This is a genomic window from Ruegeria sp. YTSA064 (assembly GCF_059610325.1).
Genome location: NZ_JBXWNK010000016.1, coordinates 21517 through 37020 on the forward strand (window position 1 = coordinate 21517; position 15504 = coordinate 37020).

Here is a 15504-nt window from a genome sequence, read left to right on the forward strand (position 1 = left end):
AAGCTTCTTACCCTTCCGAGCGGCCCTTGCCGCCGTCATCCTTTTCGCGCAAGCCACGCAGGCGCTGCGCTTCCTCTACAACACGTTTGGCGAGTCCGCCAGAGGCCATGGCCGCATGAATCACGGTTTGGCGCCCAAATGCCGCCCCAAGCTCATCCGCAGTCAGCCAGCCGATGTATTTTCCAAAGTGCGGCGTGCTGAGTTTCGACTTACCGCGCCCCGATCCGTCGGAGGCTTGAATCAATACCTGGGCATCTTCCCGGTCCAGCCACGATTTGACCTTTTCATACCCGGCGACCGCATCTCCGGACTTGCGCGCCAAACTGATCAGCTCGATCACCCGGCGCGCCACCTGTTTTTCGACCTCATCTGTTAGATCCTTGGCCGCACTCACCTGCGCCTTGAACCCACGCGAGAACAGTTTCTTACTCACTGCTTTGTCCAGCGCGGCGCGATCCGCCGCCACATAGACCCCGCGCCCCGGCAATTTAGCCGCAACATCGGGAAAGACCTGACCGTCCGGCCCTGCCACAAAGCGGATCAAGCCATATTTAGGCTGAATCTCGCCAGTGGCGATGCACTTGCGTTCAGGGCCTTCCGACCGATCCTTTTGGACGCCACCGCGACCCATGCCAGCCACCCGAGGCCTGAGATCAGGCCTCGACCTCCTCATCGGTTGCTTCGCCGTCTTCTTCGGCCTGCTCCAATTCAGCCGGATCAACCCAGCCCAACATGATGCGCGCCGTCATGACCAAGTCCTGAGCCTCTTCCAGCGTCACGCCGAAAGGTTCCAGAACACCATCATCCTTGATGCGCTCACCATCAACTGTGGTCCAGCCACCGGCCAGTTCCCAATCGGCACAGGTTGCGAAGTCTTCCAGCGTCTTCACATCGTCCTTAGCCAGCGCCTCTACCATCTGGGGTGTCAGGCCTTCGAATTCAATGAGGCTGTCCTCGGCGCCCAGAGCGCGCGCGGCATCCAAAGCTGCCTTGGCCTGCGCTTCCAGGAATTCACGAGCACGCGTCTGCAGTTCTTGCGCAGTGCCTTCGTCAACACCGTCGATGACCAGCAGTTCCTCGATTTCGACATAGGCCACTTCTTCGAGGTTGGTGAATCCTTCCGAAACCAGCAGTTGCGCGAAGAACTCGTCCAAATCCAGCGTTTCCATGAACAGCTGTGTACGGGCTTCGAACTCTTTCTGACGGCGGGCCGATTCTTCGGCTTCGGTCATGATGTCGATGTCCAGATTGGTCAATTGGCTGGCCAGACGCACGTTCTGACCGCGGCGACCGATGGCGAGGCTCAGTTGTTCCTCAGGCACCACAACTTCGATCTTTCCGGCTTCTTCGTCCAGAACCACCTTGGAGACCTCAGCAGGCTGCAGAGCGTTCACCAGGAAAGTCGGCTGATCTTCGTTCCACGGGATGATGTCGATCTTTTCACCCTGCAGCTCGTTCACAACGGCCTGTACCCGGCTGCCGCGCATACCAACGCAGGCACCAACAGGGTCAATCGAGCCATCATAGGAAATCACGGCGATCTTCGCGCGTGAGCCGGGGTCACGAGCCACCGCCTTGACCTCAATGATGCCATCATAAATCTCCGGCACTTCCATCTTGAACAACTCAGCCATAAATTCCGGCGCGGTACGCGACAGGAAGATCTGGTGACCACGAACTTCGCGGCGCACTTCCTTGATATAGGCGCGCACGCGGTCATTCGGGCGATAGCTTTCGCGGCCGATCTTGTCATTGCGGCGCAGAACAGCCTCGGCCCCACCCAGATCGACGATGACATTGCCAAACTCTTCGCGTTTGACGGCACCGTTGATGATGGTGCCAGCGCGATCCTTGAATTCTTCGTACTGACGGTCACGCTCAGCTTCGCGAACCTTTTGCAGGATCACCTGCTTGGCGGACTGAGCAGCAATACGACCCATTTCAACCGGCGGAACCTCTTCTACGAAGACGTCACCAACCTCGGGGTTTTCCATATATTGTTTGGCCTGCTCGACGGTGAACTCGGCCTGATAGTTTTCAAGCTCTTCATCCTCGACCACAGTACGGACGCGGGTAAAGGTCGCCTTGCCGGTTTTGCGGTCGATGGACACGCGGATGTCCATCTCGGCGCCGTAACGGCTCTTGGCGGCACGGGCGAGCGATTCCTCCATCGCTTCGACAACCAGACCGGGGTCGATCATCTTTTCGCGGGCCACGGCCTCGGCGGTCTGCAGCAGCTCCAGCTGGTTGGCTGAGGTGATTGCCATCAGTTCGTCTCCTCTTCGGACCCTTCGGTCTCAATCTCGTCGAAAGCGTTTTCGTTCAGGGCACCGGCGTCTTTTCGCTGGCGCAGCATTTCCTTGATCAGGTCATCAGTCAGGACCAGCTTGGCGTCGCTCAGCCAGTCGAATTGCAGACCGATGGTGATCGTCTCGTCCCCTTCGGGAATATTGATCAGTACCTCATCCCCTTCGATCCCGGCCAGTTCACCCTTAAAGCGGCGGCGGCCGTCGATCAGTTCAGCGGTCTCAATCTTGGCCTCGTATCCTTCGAAGGTCTCGAAATCCTTGAGACGGGTCAGAGGGCGGTCGATGCCGGGGCTGGACACTTCAAGCGTATAGGCATCAAGAATCGGGTCCTCGACATCCAGCGTGGCACTCACTGCGTTCGAAATCTCGGCGCAGTCATCTACTTCGATGCCGCCATCGGGCTTGTCAGCCATGATCTGCATCGTGGTGGTCTTGCCGCTCATCAGGCGGATGCGCACCAGCTCATACCCCAGATCCTCGATCACGGGTGTGATGATCTCGGCCAGTCGCCGGTCAATGGCTGCTTTGGCTATCAGGTCGTTTGTCATTCAGGTTCTCTACCCTGTCATCGGGCACAAAAAAACGGGCGCGCGGCCCGTCGAAATTCCCGGTGGAGCCCCGGACCAGAAGTCCAACGCGCCGCTGTTGTAACTGCATATACGCAGGCTTTTCCGAGTCTGCAACCCCCGGCGAAAATCGTGATCGGATTTAGGCCAGCCACCACCGCTCGGCGATGCGCCCATCGTCCAGCGACCCCTTGCCAATCTGACGCGGCATGCCGACATGCGCGGCCACCGCCAGCGCCATGTCGGTCTTACCTGGATGGTATCTGAGGCCGCGTTGATCCTTAAGCTCATCACCTTCGGGCAGGGCAGCAATGTCCACATATCCATCCCGCAAAGCCTCGGCCCGCACACGCGCATCAGGGATCACAATGATTTCCAACGCATCAGCCCAACCCGCGTGGCCATTTTTGTAGTGGCCCGCCACCTTGCGCCCAAGGAAATGGCGAGAATCCTCGGCCCGTTCTACACGATAGCACCCCGTGCCCGTTGCCGTGTTCAATGGGGTAACTCCCTGCCCGTCACGTGTCACGACAAACCGACTGTCGGCCAGCAAGAAGGGCAAACCAGGATTGGGCGCGGCCAGTTCCAACCTAACGCGATCAGGGGCCAGGGCCTCCGCGCGTCCGATGTCTGAAAATACCGCAGCTACATCGTCTGCATGCAAGGCGAATCCATCATGGAACATCGCGTCGTCGCGTAGATCAAAGCTCCATAAACGCGCGTGTTCTTCAGCCTGCCAAGCTTTTGCCAGTTCGCCGCGCAAGGTCCCATCTGATGCGACTTCGGTCAGGGTGTCGAACACGGCCCCGCGCGCTAATATTTCCAAACTCTCATCGCGCGGAACCGCAAGCCGCAACTTGCCACCTGTCTTTGGTGTATCCGCCAGCGACCCGCCCGTCGCCGCCAGCAAGGCGGCGGCAGCACCCGAGGCAAACATTGCACGACGGTCGATCCTGGTCATGCCGTACCCTCCGCCACGCGGTCCATAATCCGGACCAGCTCAACGCTTATACCCGGTTCAGACAAGGCGTGCCCTGCCTGGCGCACCATTTTCAAGTCAACGCCGGGCCATCGTTGCGCCAGGTTCCAAGCCGCTTGCGGTGGACAGATCATATCATACCTTCCCTGCACGATATGGCCGGGAATATGCGCGATACGGTCCATCTGGTCCAGAATCTGGCCGTCATACTCGAGAAACGCGCCGTTCCTGAAATAATGATTTTCCAGCCGTGCAAAGGTACGGGCGTATTCCCCGGGGCTTTCCCCAACCGATCCGTTGGTGTGGATTGAGGCCAGAGCGTTCTCCCAATGAGACCAAGCGCGCGCAAAGAGGATCTCGGTCGCACGATCGCCCGAAAAGAGACGCTTGTGATAGGCATTGATCGCGTCAGACTGTTCGGCCTCGGGCAACAGGGATGCAAACTTGGCCCACTGTTCCGGCCAAAACTTGCCCGCACCGCCACCATAAAACCAATCGAGCTCGGCCTGCGTCGCCAGAAACACGCCGCGCAACACCAGACGGTTGACCCGATCCGGGTGTGTCTGCGCGTAAATCAAAGCCAGTGTTGCACCCCAGCTGCCGCCAAACACAATCCAGTCCTCGACATCAAACAGCGTTCGCAACCGTTCGATATCCGCGACCAGATGCCAGGTCGTATTGTCTTCGACCGAGGCCGTGGGCCTTGAGCGGCCACAACCGCGCTGATCAAAGAGAATCACCCGGTAGACTTCTGGATCGAAATAGCGCCGCATCGCGGGGCTGCAACCGCCACCCGGCCCACCATGCAGCACCACGACCGGTATCCCATTGGGATTACCGCATTGTTCGACATAAATACGGTGCCCATCGCCCATATCAACGACGCGCTGATCGAACGGATCGATCGGCGGGTAAAGATATTGGACTGCGCGCTTTTGGTCCGGGTACTTATCCATTACGGCCCTATATAGTCCTTAAGCGTAAAAGAGCACACGGAGACAGGAATGCAAGCGCATCCGAACACGGTCGACCCGTCAGAGATCGCGAAATTCGAGGCGATGGCCGCCGAATGGTGGGACCCGCATGGGAAATTCAAACCTCTGCACATGCTGAATCCGTGCCGTCTGGATTATATCACACAGCAGATCGCGGGCGAATTTGACCGTGATCTGAAGACCCCGCGCCCGTTCGAGGGCCTGCGCCTGTTGGATATCGGATGCGGCGGCGGGTTGCTGAGCGAACCCATGGCCCGCCTTGGGGCTACGGTGGTCGGCGCCGACGCCGCCGAGGGCAACCTGCCCGTCGCCCGCATCCATGCCGAGCAATCTGGCCTGCAGATCGACTATCGCCACACCACCGCCGAGGACATGGCCGCCGCGGGCGAGCAATTCGACGTGGTGCTGAACATGGAGGTGGTCGAACACGTGGCCGATCCGTTGGGTTTCCTGACAGCCTCGCAACAGTTGCTGAAACCGGGCGGGTTGCTGATCTGCTCGACCATCAACCGCAACCCAAAATCCTATGCGATGGCCGTTTTCGGGGCCGAGGTCGTCATGCGCTGGCTGCCCCGCGGCACGCATGAGTGGAGCAAGTTCATCACCCCCGATGAGCTGTTCGACCTGCTGCGCCAGGCCGGACTGGAACCGGTGGACCGCAAAGGGTTCGTGTTCAATCCGATCCTGTGGAGCTGGTCGGTCTCGGACCGGGATTTGAGCGTGAATTATGTGACGGCGAGTGTGAAGTCGGGGTGAGAGTGGGATGGTGGTTTACACCCATCATTCCAACGACAAGACATGCGCGATGGATGCAAGCACCCATCCTACGATTTATCTTCTTTTACAAAATCCCATTTTCCAATTGCATACAGAGGATCAGCATACGGTCGTCGCGGACCTCCAATCGGCGTCGTCAATTCGTTCCACCAGGCCAATACTGTCTCGATTTTTCCGTTACTGATTGGTTCTTTCGTGACCTGAATTGTCACTCGACGGATATTATACCCCGGACCGAAACTCTCAGTAAGATCAACGGGATTCACCAGTTGAATCGATGCTGAGTCATCGATATCTTCAAAGGTCACCAATCGCGGCCATAAGTCCCTCGGCACATCGAGAGGTTCAGTTTGCCGTTTTATTTTGCGGGTGGAAGCCTTGAAACCGGCTACGTCATCAAACTCTCTTAGCATGGTCAGCCAAATCAACGGACCGGCATTTTCCTCAATCAATGCAAAAAGATACCGCCCGCCAAGGTCCGCCACGACCGCTTCGCCTGTAAGGTCTGTATGATTCCCATCCATACTGCCCAGCCATTCGATCGCGCCGGTGAAATCCACCCGGATAACGCTTGACGCAGTCATCGGACCGTCCGGCGTATCAAAATACAGCACCATTTTCTGATGCCAGTCCGCCTTTTTGGCGCAACCTGTCAACAGAACCGCCATGACGGCAAATAGAAGTGTGTAAGCTCTCAATCCATTTCTTCCCGCCGGAGTTGATTCCCCGCTCGATAAAAACAATCAAATGGAAGAAACCCTACTCCCCCTCCAACTGCAACCGCAAATCCCGCAGCACCGGCAGCGTGCTGCGGACGCGCTCCAGCCCCAGCTCTCCGACGACGCGGTTGATCAGCGGGGCTATCGAGGAAATCGCCTGATCGCGCGCGCGGCGGCCGGCGGGGCTGATGGCGACCATTTTGCGGCGGGCATCGTCCCAGTCGGGGCGTATGTGAATGTATCCGGCCCATTCCAGCTTAGCCAAGGTGTTGGTCATAGCCCCTCGGGTCACGTGGAACGTGTTGGCCAGCTGCGCCGGGCTACGCTCGTCTCCGACAAAAACCAGATGGTTCAGCACCGAGAAATGCGAGATTTCCATGCCCTTGGGCAGCACCCGGCTCAGCCGGTTGCGCAATAGCTGGTCCGCGGTCAGTATTTCGCTGAACAGCGTGACCGCCAGGGCATTTTTCTCGTCCGTCATAAGCCAGGTTCTGGATCAGGGACCTGTGAAAGGCCGTACATGGGTCAATGAGGGCACGCGTCGGCGCGCCTCGGACACAGAACTATCACGCAATTCGAAAAAGTGAATGCCCGGATCGGTGCCTGCGTCGATGACGACCTCTCCCCAAGGGGCCACGACCATGCTGTGGCCATGGGTATATCGGGTCTTGCCGCGCGTCTTTGGATGCGCGCCAGCCTGCGCCGGGGCAAGCACCCAGCAGCCGGTTTCAATCGCCCGCGCGCGCAGCAGGGATTCCCAATGTGCAGCACCTGTGACCGGCGAAAACGCTGCCGGGACAGTTAGAATCTGCGCACCAGCCTGCGCCAGCGCTGCATAAAGATGCGGAAAGCGGATATCATAGCAGATCGTCATACCAACTTTGCCGAAATCCGTCTCAGCAATCACGGCATTCTCGCCGGGGCGATAGTTCTTCGATTCGCGGAACGTCTCGGTCTCACTGACCTGCACGTCAAACATGTGGATCTTGTCGTATCGCGCCACGATCTGCCCCTGCGGGTTGATAATGAAGCTACGGTTGGCAAAGCGGCCATCGGCATCGTGGGTCTTGATCCCCAAAGAGCCGATCAGCAGCCAAACACCCAAATCAGCGGCCTGCTTGCGCAGGCCAGCCAGGGTGATGTCATCCTCTTCATGCTGCAAAACTTCGCGCTGCCGCGTAGTGCTGGTCGAGACGCAGTTCGTCACCTCGGGCGACAAGATAAAGCCCGCGCCTTGCTCTGCCGCCTCAGCCATCATGGCGCGCACCATGTCCAGATTCTGGACCGGGTCGTCCGACGAGGTGATTTGCAGCAGAGCGGTCTGCATCAGGCCGCGAGCAGTCGATCCAGCTTGCCCTGACGTTCAAGCTCGTAGAGGTCATCGCAACCGCCAACATGAGTTTGGCCGATGAAAATCTGCGGCACAGTGCGTTTCCCACCCGCCCGCTGAATCATTTCGGGTTTGCGTTTGGGATGCATCAGCACGTCGACTTCCGAGAACTTGACGCCTTTCTGCTTCAACAACCGTTTGGCAGCGTGGCAAAAGCCGCAAAGCGGCGAGGTGTAGATTTCTACCGGCTTCATATTCCGTCCCTTTGGGTTTCGCACATTCTTGGGCGAATTAGGCATCCTTGGCAACGCGCGCCAGTACCAACACGAAAATATGATTTGCTCCTGAAGCACGGCAGACACGCGCGCAGGCCTCCAGTGTCGCACCCGAGGTCATAACGTCATCGACCAGAAGTATATCGCGGCCCTGTGACATACTTTCTCGTTTCGGATGTACAGCTATGGCGTCGGCGAGTGCTGCGGCACGTTCAACCGCTGTTTTGCCATCCAGGACAGGCGTGCGTCTGGTTCGAACCAAAAGATCAGGGCATACGGCCAGACCCGTTTCCTGACCCAGATGATGCGCAAGCAGTGCGGATTGGTTATATCGCCTGCGGATCATTCGGGACCAATGCAGCGGGACTGGCGTGATCAACATGTTGGGGCGAAACACTTCGGACCCGGCTCGTGCCATCCAGCGCGCAGCCGGGCGCGCCAAATCCGTACGATCCCCATGTTTCAACGCCAGTATCAGAGATCTGGCGCCCCCTTGATACAACAGAGCTGCCCGACCGTCCTGCCAAGCGCGCGGCCTTGTTAGGCAGTCGTCGCACTCGATTCTGTACCCATCCCGTGCGCCGGGGACCGGCACGCCGCAACTTTCGCAAACTGAGCCGCCGATAAATGGTGTGTCTCGCCAGCATGGACCGCAGAGGCCAAAGTCGGATTCGGTCAGCGCACCGCATGAAAGGCAACGCGGGGGATAGATCATCTCGACAACGGTTTGAATCCCCTGACGAATGCGATACTTGCGGCTTATGAAACTGCCGTCCGACACTGCACCCTCTCTGTTTGACCGCGCTGCCCTCGCGCTCCACCGCGGCCGCGCGCAGGATGAGGCGCTGTTTCTGCATCGCGCCGCCGTTGACGAGGTGCAGGATCGTCTATCGATGGTTAATAAAATCTTTAAGGCGCCTGTCGTCGTGACCCCGTTCCCACACATCTGGGAAGGGTTATGGACCGAGACCCGGATCATCCTGGATGATGAGGTTCTGGACCTGACGCCAGGCGCGCATGACCTAGTGATACACGCGATGGCGTTGCATTGGGCAAACGACCCGGTTGGCCAATTAATCCAATGCCATCGTGCGTTGAAGCCCGATGGTTTGCTCTTGGTCGTTTGCTTGGGAGGTGACACCCTTCAGGAATTGCGTGCGGCACTGGGTCAGGCGGAGATTGAGGTTACGGGCGGTCTAAGCCCGCGTATTGCACCGATGGCAGAATTACGTGATCTGGGCGCGTTGCTGCAACGGGCTGGTTTGGCTTTGCCCGTTGCAGACAAGGCAACGTTATCTGCCGAATACCGCGATCTTAACCATCTGATGCATGATTTGCGCGCGATGGGAGAAACCAATGCGCTGCAAGATCGTCTGAAACAACCGACCCGGCGGGCTGTTTTCGAGAAAGCGCAGGAAATCTATGCCGCTCATTTCACAACCTCCCAAGGCCGTTTGAGGGGAACTTACGAACTGGTCTGCCTGACAGGCTGGTCCCCTGATGACAGTCAGCCCAAACCTTTGCGTCCGGGATCGGCCCAAATGCGCCTTGCCGATGCGTTGGGCACGGATGAGGGCAAACTGCCCGATTGACGACCGGCCTTTTCCCGTTATCTCAGGCCAGACACATAAATTCAGGAAGCTTCACATGTTTGATGCCACTCGTCCTACCCACGCGTCCACAGAGCACCCCAAGATTAAAACGGGACGTGTCGGTGTCCTGCTGGCCAACTTGGGCACACCTGATGATTATAGCTATTGGCCCATGCGGCGTTATCTGAACGAATTTTTGTCAGACAAGCGCGTGATCGACTATCCAGCCTGGAAATGGCAGCCCATTCTGCAAAGCATCATCCTGACCAAACGCCCTTTCAGTTCAGGCGAAGCGTACAAGTCGATCTGGAATCACGACAAGGGTGAAAGCCCTTTGATGACGATCACCAAGGACCAGACCGCCAAGATACGCGAGGCGATGCACGAACAGTACGGCGATCAGGTCATGGTCGAATTCTGCATGCGCTACGGGAATCCTTCGACCCCTTCAAAGGTGCGCCAGATGGTGGAAGAAGGCTGTGATCGCATCCTTTTCTTCCCGCTCTACCCACAATATGCCGGGGCTACGACCGCCACAGCGAACGATCAATTCTTCCGTGCATTGATGAAAGAAACCTGGCAGCCGGCCAGCCGAACTGTGCCGGCCTATTTCGATGAACCCTCTTATATCGACGCACTGGCAAGTTCGGTCGAGCGTGCCTATGCAGTGATGGAGACCAAACCGGATGTCCTCGTGTGCTCGTATCACGGCATGCCGGAACGCTATCTGCAGCAAGGTGATCCCTACCATTGCCAGTGCGTCAAAACCTCAAGACTTCTGAAAGAGCGTTTGGGTTGGTCAGATGACCAGCTTGTCTCAACCTTCCAATCGCGATTTGGGCCGGAAGAGTGGCTGAAACCCTACACCGTCGATCATGTGGCCGATCTTGCTCGGGCAGGTAAGAAAAATATCGCCGTTATCGCGCCTGCGTTCTCTGCCGACTGCATCGAAACGCTGGAAGAGATCAACGAAGAAATTAAGGAAAGCTTCGAACACGCGGGCGGCGAATCGTTCACCTATATCCCGTGCCTCAACGATGATGATTCGCATATCGCGGCACTGAGCAAGGTTATCCAAGACAATTTGCGCGGCTGGTTGGAATGACGGCCCACTTAACCAAACACACAAAAAAAGGCGGTGGCTTGCACCACCGCCTTCTTAAATTGATAAAGTCTCGTCGACTTAGCTTGCTGCAACAGCTGCGGCAACTACAACCAGCAGGATCAGCGGCAGGATGATGCCCTGCGACGAACCTTGGGTTTCTTCGACAACGACAGGTGCTTCAACAACCGGCTCTTCCAGGTTGCCAGCATATGCGGTCGAAGCAGCAGCAGTCAGAGCAGCAGCGAGAACGAGTTTCTTCATATTAACCTCCAGAATTTGCGCGATTCCCAATAGCGAAACCGCACATCTAAGACTTACCTCGTGAGTTTTTCTAATCAGCTATCCCCATGGATTGCAATTGCAACTTACGTAAATGGCAGGTTCGTGCGCGAAAATGTCGTCAAATTAGCAACACTTGCGTACCCACCTTGGCCATTGAGAACAACTCAGCGATATCTTCGTTGAACAAACCAATGCATCCGTTCGAAGACCGACGGCCGATTTTGCGTGTATCATGGGTGCCGTGAATGCGATAATATTTCCAACTCAGATATAAAGCGTGCGTTCCCAATGGGTTATCAGGTCCCGGCGGGATATAATCAGGCCATTCGGGGTTGCGTTTTTTCATCGATGGCGTCGGTGACCAACTTGGACCCTCGACTTTGCGGATGACACTGGTGCGCCCACGACGGGTCAATTCTTCGGTCAATGGCACTGACGAGGGGTACAGTTTGTATACGGATTGATCATCTGACCAATAATGCAGCGCTCGGGATACCGTATCGACCAGAATGGCCCCGTTTCTGGTATTGGAAAAGTAAGGCTGCCAATCCAGCGCCCTGAATCCGGATACATTGCGTCGTACCTGAGGCTCAGGTTCGGGCGCAGGGCGCAACGGATCACCCGGAATGTATTGGGCTAACGCAGGCGAAGCCAAACTGGCGGTGGCAGCCGCCAGAAAGCCGCGACGCGTCGGAGACAAAAGAGTTTTCTTGACCATGTTGTGCGGTCCTTTGTTATGGGTAAATGCAATTTCTGTGATATTTTATGGCCAGAATGCTTCAGTCGCAAATCAAACCGGCAGAATCACGCAAGGTTGGACCTTTGAACGTTTGCTCTGGGCGCTCAGGCAGGCTATTTCCGTGGTCGACACTAAATTCAGGCCGATCATGACACGTATTCTTTCTCTTCTAGCGATTTGTTTAGTCGCACTTGCCGCATGTACTGATTCGGGTACGACAACTCTTGGTGCAGATGGCAGGCCATTGCCGAGCGTCTATAAAATCCGCGGCAACCCAGAGAAGTTGCAGTTCCGGATGCTGGATTCAGTAAACGCACTGCGGCAAGCCTCGGGTTTGCAGCAAGTTCAGTTGAACGCACAGCTGAACGCAGCCGCCGAGACTCACTCGAAGGACATGGCCCGCCAAAATCGGCCCTGGCATTTTGGGTCGGATGGGTCTTCCCCCCTGGATCGGGCTTCGCGGGTTGGATATTATGGCACCTTCCTGGGCGAAGCGATCTCGGAGACCTATGAGACCGAGACGGAAACGCTAGCTGCTTGGATGCAGGAACCTGGATCGCGCGCGGTAATAATGGACCCTAAAGCCACACAGATGGGCTTTGCCTGGCATCAGGAAAAAGGCGGTAAAATCTGGTGGACATTGGAGATGGGCACCGGCGGCTGAGTATTCCGGTCGCAGGCCGAACGAACCTTTGACTGTCTATCACCCTTGCGAAACGAGCACCCTCGCAGACTTTTGCGAGGGTGCTGTCATTTCAGAGACGCTATTTTGGTCAAAATAATGAGTGAGCACAGAGGGCAATCCGAAAAAGGTGGTGGCGTTGGATAGCAACTTGCATTGGGTTTTAACGCTGCTTACGCGGCATCTGCTAAAGCGTGACATAGTTCACGGTGATATCCATCGTGTTCCTCTAAGCAATCCCAATGCGAATTAAGATACCCAGACAAAACAGAAAATGGATATCGCTGATTTTGTTCGGCGGAATCGCGACATTCCTGATGCTCGGCGGCGAGTTTACAGGTTCGCACGACGCATGTCGCCTAAAGTGCTTTACATTAACAATGCAGGAATGGGTGGATGAAGGACACAAAATCTATGTGATCGCCGGCCTCTACCTAGCCGCCATATTCAGTTTTCTTTGGGATCATCTTTAGTTGGACTGATCAGCCGTGTATTGCCCGCAAAAGGCGGCGCCAAAGATGATTACCCTGCCGTCGCTCAACGCATTCTTCGTTTCTTAGTACCTTAAGCCGCTTGCATCGACTGAGCTTCGGTCAGAATAGCATACAGCTTTACCGGATCAGGATTTGCCCGCAACTTCGCGCAGACCGATTGCTCACGCAATGTGCGCGAGACTAGCGCCAGCGCCTTCAGATGCTCGACCCCGGCTTCTTCAGGGGCAAACAGCGAAAACGCCAGATCAACGGGCTGACGGTCGACCGAGCCAAAGTCGATGGGTTTCTCGAGCATGACAAACACACCCGAGACCGATTCCAGTTCCGACAACCGAGCGTGTGGAAGCGCAACACCATGGCCAACGCCAGTCGGGCCAAGGCTCTCCCGCTCAAGCAAGTTTTCAACGATGGCCTGCGCATCCAGCCCAAGCGTCGCAGCACCTACGTCGCCAATTTCCTGAAACAATCGCTTCTTACTGGACGCAGCGGACATTACACGCACCGCTTCGGGCTTTAGAATACTCGAAAGCTCCATCAATCTGCTCCTAAGCCGTGCCCCCTCTGCGAGGGGGCGTTCCGACTATTCTTGCCTGTTACGGATCAATCCAGCCAATATTGCCGTCCTCACGACGATATACGACATTCAATCCGTCCTTGTTCTCATTCCGGAACACCAGCACCGGGGCACCGGCAAGTTCCATTTGCATAACAGCTTCACCCACACTGAGCGATGGGATCTTGGTCTCCATCTCAGCCACAATCATCGGCTGCAGCGATTCGGGTTCATCCGCCGTGTTCGATTCGTCAGAGGCGAGGATATAAGAGGACGCGCCAAAGAGTTCAACCGGCTCGGATCGATCCTTATGGTGGTCTTTGAGGCGCCGTTTGTAACGCCGCAGTTGTGTCTCCATCTTGTCACAGCAGCCTTCAAACGCCGCATAAATCTCGGTCGCATGAGCCTTGGCCTGAGCGGTCAGGCCAGTCGACAGATGCACAGTGGTTTCGCATACATATTCATGCGCCGAACGGGAAAAGACGACGTTGGCGTCAGTCGGTCGCTGGGCGTACTTGCCCACGACCTCGCCCAGTTCGGTCTGCACGTGGGTCTGCAGCGCCGCACCGATGTCGATCTGTTTTCCGCTGATTTGGTAACGCATGTGATCTCCTTCACAATTCACACCCATTCTGACGCCGCGTAACGCGACTGACTTGTTTTTATCGGGTGGGGGGTATCGGCATTTTCTGCGGTTGCCGCTGATCCTGCCCTTCCAAGAAGGGACATCGAGATCCTGACTGGAACCGAAGCAATGCCATGACCCAATTGATGCAAGGGACGGCGGGAGAGTCAATCAAAACAGATGTGTTTATGCGAGATTTCCGCCATGCGCCCGGCGCATTTCCGCGTAAACTTATGAAATACGGAAGTTTTCGCCCAGATAGACCCGGCGCACATTTTCGTTTTCCACTACCTCGTCTGGGGTGCCGGACATCAGAACTTGACCATCATGCAGAATATAGGCGCGATCCACAATTTCCAGCGTTTCCCGCACGTTGTGATCCGTGATCAAAACCCCGATACCCCGTTTCTTCAGATCAGCGACCAAATGTCGAATATCGCCGACACTGATCGGATCGACCCCGGCAAAGGGCTCGTCCAACAGCAAATATTTCGGATCGGCAGCCAAACAGCGCGCGATCTCAACCCGGCGCCGCTCACCACCAGAGAGAGCAAGCGCAGGCGCGCGGCGCAGGTGTTCGATCGAGAAATCCGATAGCAGCTCTTCAAGCCGCTCTTTCCGGCGATGAGCGTGTTTGACCGTGATATCCAGAACCGAGGCGATATTGTCCTCGACACTCATTCCGCGGAAAATTGACATCTCCTGTGGAAGATAACCGATACCCAACCGCGCACGGCGATACATTGGCAGGGTCGTGACGTTCTGCCCGTCAATGATCACGGTACCTGCTTCAGGAAAAACCAGACCTGCGACGGAATAAAACGTGGTGGTCTTGCCCGATCCATTCGGCCCCAGCAGCGCCACGACCTCAGATCGGTTCAGCTCCATAGACACGTCACGGATGACTGTCTTCTTGCGATAAGACTTCCGCAGCTTCTCGATTTTCAGACCGGAAGAGCCTTCAGCGATGGACAATTCGGGACGGTTCATCAGTTGCCACCTTGCTGCAGGATCGTCTTGACGCGCCCCGACATCGTTGCGGTTCCGGACGTCAGATTTGCGATCATCTGATCACCACTGATAATGCTGGGCCCCTGAGTCAGCAGCACATTGCCCTTCATTTCGATCACACCGGAATCGATGGTGTATTCCGCCCAATCACCTTCGGCAGCGTCAGGTGGACTGACCAGAACGACATTTTCGGTCGCTTCCATCCGATCAATGGCCGAACGTTCTTCGTTATAGATGACAAGAACGCGATCTGCGGTCAGGCGCATTTCACCCTGTATGACGATCACGTTGCCGATAAACTCGGCAGAGCCGTCTTCCTGATTTACGTTCAGAGTCTCGGACGTGACTTCAACCGGCAGGGTCGGGTCAGCGTTGACCGATCCAAATGCCACCTGAGCCTCCTGCGCAAATGCAGGCGTGGCCCCAACTGCGATGGCACAACACAAAACGGCGACACGTAAATCGAACACA

At 56.5% G+C, this 15504-nt stretch carries 20 protein-coding genes; 4 read left to right on the top strand and 16 right to left on the bottom strand.

The window, feature by feature from the left end:
* Positions 1–7 precede the first annotated feature (7 nt).
* The 5 genes from AC2FI7_RS20450 to pip form a co-directional block, all read right to left on the bottom strand.
* Entirely contained in the window at positions 8–631 is a 624-nt protein-coding gene (locus AC2FI7_RS20450) for an RNA-binding protein (protein WP_010442533.1), read from the bottom strand.
* Between the two features lie 22 nt (positions 632–653).
* Positions 654–2267 carry a transcription termination factor NusA gene (nusA, locus tag AC2FI7_RS20455; protein ID WP_010442532.1) on the bottom strand — a complete coding sequence of 538 codons (1614 nt, stop codon included), beginning with the start codon at positions 2265–2267 and terminating at the stop codon, positions 654–656.
* Positions 2267–2857: a ribosome maturation factor RimP gene (gene rimP / locus AC2FI7_RS20460; RefSeq protein ID WP_010442531.1), complete on the bottom strand. Its 591-nt coding sequence runs from the start codon at positions 2855–2857 to the stop codon at positions 2267–2269. Before rimP ends, nusA begins: the two co-directional genes overlap by 1 nt.
* A 160-nt stretch (positions 2858–3017) precedes the next feature.
* A complete protein-coding gene (locus tag AC2FI7_RS20465; protein WP_010442530.1) occupies positions 3018–3836 on the bottom strand; it encodes an ABC transporter substrate-binding protein in 819 nt (272 codons plus the stop codon).
* Positions 3833–4810: a prolyl aminopeptidase gene (pip, locus tag AC2FI7_RS20470; protein ID WP_496816877.1), complete on the bottom strand. Its 978-nt coding sequence runs from the start codon at positions 4808–4810 to the stop codon at positions 3833–3835. The genes AC2FI7_RS20465 and pip overlap by 4 nt, the downstream gene beginning before the upstream one ends.
* Before the next feature lie 48 nt (positions 4811–4858).
* On the opposite strand from pip, the gene ubiG reads away from it, so the two are divergent.
* On the top strand, positions 4859–5605 hold the full coding sequence (gene ubiG, locus AC2FI7_RS20475) for a bifunctional 2-polyprenyl-6-hydroxyphenol methylase/3-demethylubiquinol 3-O-methyltransferase UbiG (RefSeq protein ID WP_010442528.1): 747 nt from the start codon (positions 4859–4861) through the stop codon (positions 5603–5605).
* 68 nt (positions 5606–5673) lie between these two features.
* On the opposite strand, the gene AC2FI7_RS20480 is transcribed toward ubiG, so the two are convergent.
* From AC2FI7_RS20480 to AC2FI7_RS20500, 5 genes are all read right to left on the bottom strand, one after another.
* A complete protein-coding gene (locus tag AC2FI7_RS20480) occupies positions 5674–6294 on the bottom strand; it encodes a hypothetical protein (protein ID WP_029622097.1) in 621 nt (206 codons plus the stop codon).
* 91 nt (positions 6295–6385) lie between these two features.
* Positions 6386–6826 (bottom strand): MarR family winged helix-turn-helix transcriptional regulator, encoded by a 441-nt coding sequence (locus AC2FI7_RS20485; RefSeq protein WP_010442526.1) that lies wholly within the window; start codon positions 6824–6826, stop codon positions 6386–6388.
* 15 nt (positions 6827–6841) lie between these two features.
* Complete coding sequence (locus AC2FI7_RS20490) at positions 6842–7672, bottom strand: carbon-nitrogen hydrolase family protein (RefSeq protein ID WP_010442525.1); 831 nt, start codon at positions 7670–7672, stop codon at positions 6842–6844.
* A complete protein-coding gene (gene grxC, locus AC2FI7_RS20495; RefSeq protein ID WP_010442524.1) occupies positions 7672–7929 on the bottom strand; it encodes a glutaredoxin 3 in 258 nt (85 codons plus the stop codon). Before grxC ends, AC2FI7_RS20490 begins: the two co-directional genes overlap by 1 nt.
* Before the next feature lie 37 nt (positions 7930–7966).
* A complete protein-coding gene (locus AC2FI7_RS20500; RefSeq protein WP_496816878.1) occupies positions 7967–8731 on the bottom strand; it encodes a double zinc ribbon domain-containing protein in 765 nt (254 codons plus the stop codon).
* Between AC2FI7_RS20500 and AC2FI7_RS20505 the strand changes: the two genes are divergently transcribed.
* A complete protein-coding gene (locus AC2FI7_RS20505) occupies positions 8712–9542 on the top strand; it encodes a methyltransferase domain-containing protein (protein WP_010442522.1) in 831 nt (276 codons plus the stop codon). The two genes, AC2FI7_RS20500 and AC2FI7_RS20505, sit on opposite strands and share 20 nt — an antisense overlap.
* Positions 9543–9597: 55 nt before the next feature.
* Positions 9598–10647 (top strand): ferrochelatase, encoded by a 1050-nt coding sequence (gene hemH, locus AC2FI7_RS20510; RefSeq protein ID WP_010442521.1) that lies wholly within the window; start codon positions 9598–9600, stop codon positions 10645–10647.
* A gap of 78 nt (positions 10648–10725) precedes the next feature.
* Here hemH and AC2FI7_RS20515 read toward each other — a convergent pair whose 3' ends face one another.
* Positions 10726–10908, bottom strand: coding sequence for a hypothetical protein (locus AC2FI7_RS20515; RefSeq protein ID WP_010442520.1), 183 nt, complete (start codon positions 10906–10908; stop codon positions 10726–10728).
* A 139-nt stretch (positions 10909–11047) separates the two neighbouring features.
* Positions 11048–11647: a L,D-transpeptidase gene (locus tag AC2FI7_RS20520; RefSeq protein WP_010442519.1), complete on the bottom strand. Its 600-nt coding sequence runs from the start codon at positions 11645–11647 to the stop codon at positions 11048–11050.
* Positions 11648–11816: 169 nt separating this feature from the next.
* Here AC2FI7_RS20520 and dalA point away from each other — a divergent pair, with 169 nt between their 5' ends.
* Complete coding sequence (gene dalA / locus AC2FI7_RS20525; protein WP_029622094.1) at positions 11817–12332, top strand: divisome-associated lipoprotein DalA; 516 nt, start codon at positions 11817–11819, stop codon at positions 12330–12332.
* Between the two features lie 582 nt (positions 12333–12914).
* Here the strand turns inward: dalA and AC2FI7_RS20530 are convergent.
* The 4 genes from AC2FI7_RS20530 to AC2FI7_RS20545 all read right to left on the bottom strand — a co-directional run bounded on the left by AC2FI7_RS20530 (position 12915) and on the right by AC2FI7_RS20545 (position 15503).
* Positions 12915–13379 carry a PTS sugar transporter subunit IIA gene (locus AC2FI7_RS20530; protein ID WP_496816879.1) on the bottom strand — a complete coding sequence of 155 codons (465 nt, stop codon included), beginning with the start codon at positions 13377–13379 and terminating at the stop codon, positions 12915–12917.
* A 58-nt stretch (positions 13380–13437) separates the two neighbouring features.
* Positions 13438–14001, bottom strand: coding sequence for a ribosome hibernation-promoting factor, HPF/YfiA family (gene hpf, locus AC2FI7_RS20535; protein ID WP_010442515.1), 564 nt, complete (start codon positions 13999–14001; stop codon positions 13438–13440).
* 252 nt (positions 14002–14253) lie between these two features.
* Positions 14254–15012, bottom strand: a complete 759-nt coding sequence (lptB, locus tag AC2FI7_RS20540; protein WP_010442514.1) for an LPS export ABC transporter ATP-binding protein — start codon at positions 15010–15012, stop codon at positions 14254–14256.
* Positions 15012–15503: an LptA/OstA family protein gene (locus tag AC2FI7_RS20545; RefSeq protein ID WP_010442513.1), complete on the bottom strand. Its 492-nt coding sequence runs from the start codon at positions 15501–15503 to the stop codon at positions 15012–15014. Before AC2FI7_RS20545 ends, lptB begins: the two co-directional genes overlap by 1 nt.
* Position 15504 lies beyond the last annotated feature (1 nt).

Excerpts from the sequence above, each read along its gene's own strand:
- hpf (WP_010442515.1), bottom strand. The coding sequence starts at position 14,001 with ATGCGTTACCAAATCAGCGGAAAACAGATCGACATCGGTGCGGCGCTG.
- nusA (WP_010442532.1), bottom strand. The coding sequence starts at position 2,267 with ATGGCAATCACCTCAGCCAACCAGCTGGAGCTGCTGCAGACCGCCGAG.
- AC2FI7_RS20490 (WP_010442525.1), bottom strand. The coding sequence starts at position 7,672 with ATGCAGACCGCTCTGCTGCAAATCACCTCGTCGGACGACCCGGTCCAG.
- AC2FI7_RS20515 (WP_010442520.1), bottom strand. The coding sequence starts at position 10,908 with ATGAAGAAACTCGTTCTCGCTGCTGCTCTGACTGCTGCTGCTTCGACC.
- AC2FI7_RS20450 (WP_010442533.1), bottom strand. The coding sequence starts at position 631 with ATGGGTCGCGGTGGCGTCCAAAAGGATCGGTCGGAAGGCCCTGAACGC.
- rimP (WP_010442531.1), bottom strand. The coding sequence starts at position 2,857 with ATGACAAACGACCTGATAGCCAAAGCAGCCATTGACCGGCGACTGGCC.
- AC2FI7_RS20530 (WP_496816879.1), bottom strand. The coding sequence starts at position 13,379 with ATGGAGCTTTCGAGTATTCTAAAGCCCGAAGCGGTGCGTGTAATGTCC.
- AC2FI7_RS20505 (WP_010442522.1), top strand. The coding sequence starts at position 8,712 with ATGAAACTGCCGTCCGACACTGCACCCTCTCTGTTTGACCGCGCTGCC.
- ubiG (WP_010442528.1), top strand. The coding sequence starts at position 4,859 with ATGCAAGCGCATCCGAACACGGTCGACCCGTCAGAGATCGCGAAATTC.
- AC2FI7_RS20485 (WP_010442526.1), bottom strand. The coding sequence starts at position 6,826 with ATGACGGACGAGAAAAATGCCCTGGCGGTCACGCTGTTCAGCGAAATA.
- AC2FI7_RS20465 (WP_010442530.1), bottom strand. The coding sequence starts at position 3,836 with ATGACCAGGATCGACCGTCGTGCAATGTTTGCCTCGGGTGCTGCCGCC.
- AC2FI7_RS20520 (WP_010442519.1), bottom strand. The coding sequence starts at position 11,647 with ATGGTCAAGAAAACTCTTTTGTCTCCGACGCGTCGCGGCTTTCTGGCG.
- lptB (WP_010442514.1), bottom strand. The coding sequence starts at position 15,012 with ATGAACCGTCCCGAATTGTCCATCGCTGAAGGCTCTTCCGGTCTGAAA.
- AC2FI7_RS20480 (WP_029622097.1), bottom strand. The coding sequence starts at position 6,294 with ATGGCGGTTCTGTTGACAGGTTGCGCCAAAAAGGCGGACTGGCATCAG.
- hemH (WP_010442521.1), top strand. The coding sequence starts at position 9,598 with ATGTTTGATGCCACTCGTCCTACCCACGCGTCCACAGAGCACCCCAAG.
- pip (WP_496816877.1), bottom strand. The coding sequence starts at position 4,810 with ATGGATAAGTACCCGGACCAAAAGCGCGCAGTCCAATATCTTTACCCG.
- grxC (WP_010442524.1), bottom strand. The coding sequence starts at position 7,929 with ATGAAGCCGGTAGAAATCTACACCTCGCCGCTTTGCGGCTTTTGCCAC.
- dalA (WP_029622094.1), top strand. The coding sequence starts at position 11,817 with ATGACACGTATTCTTTCTCTTCTAGCGATTTGTTTAGTCGCACTTGCC.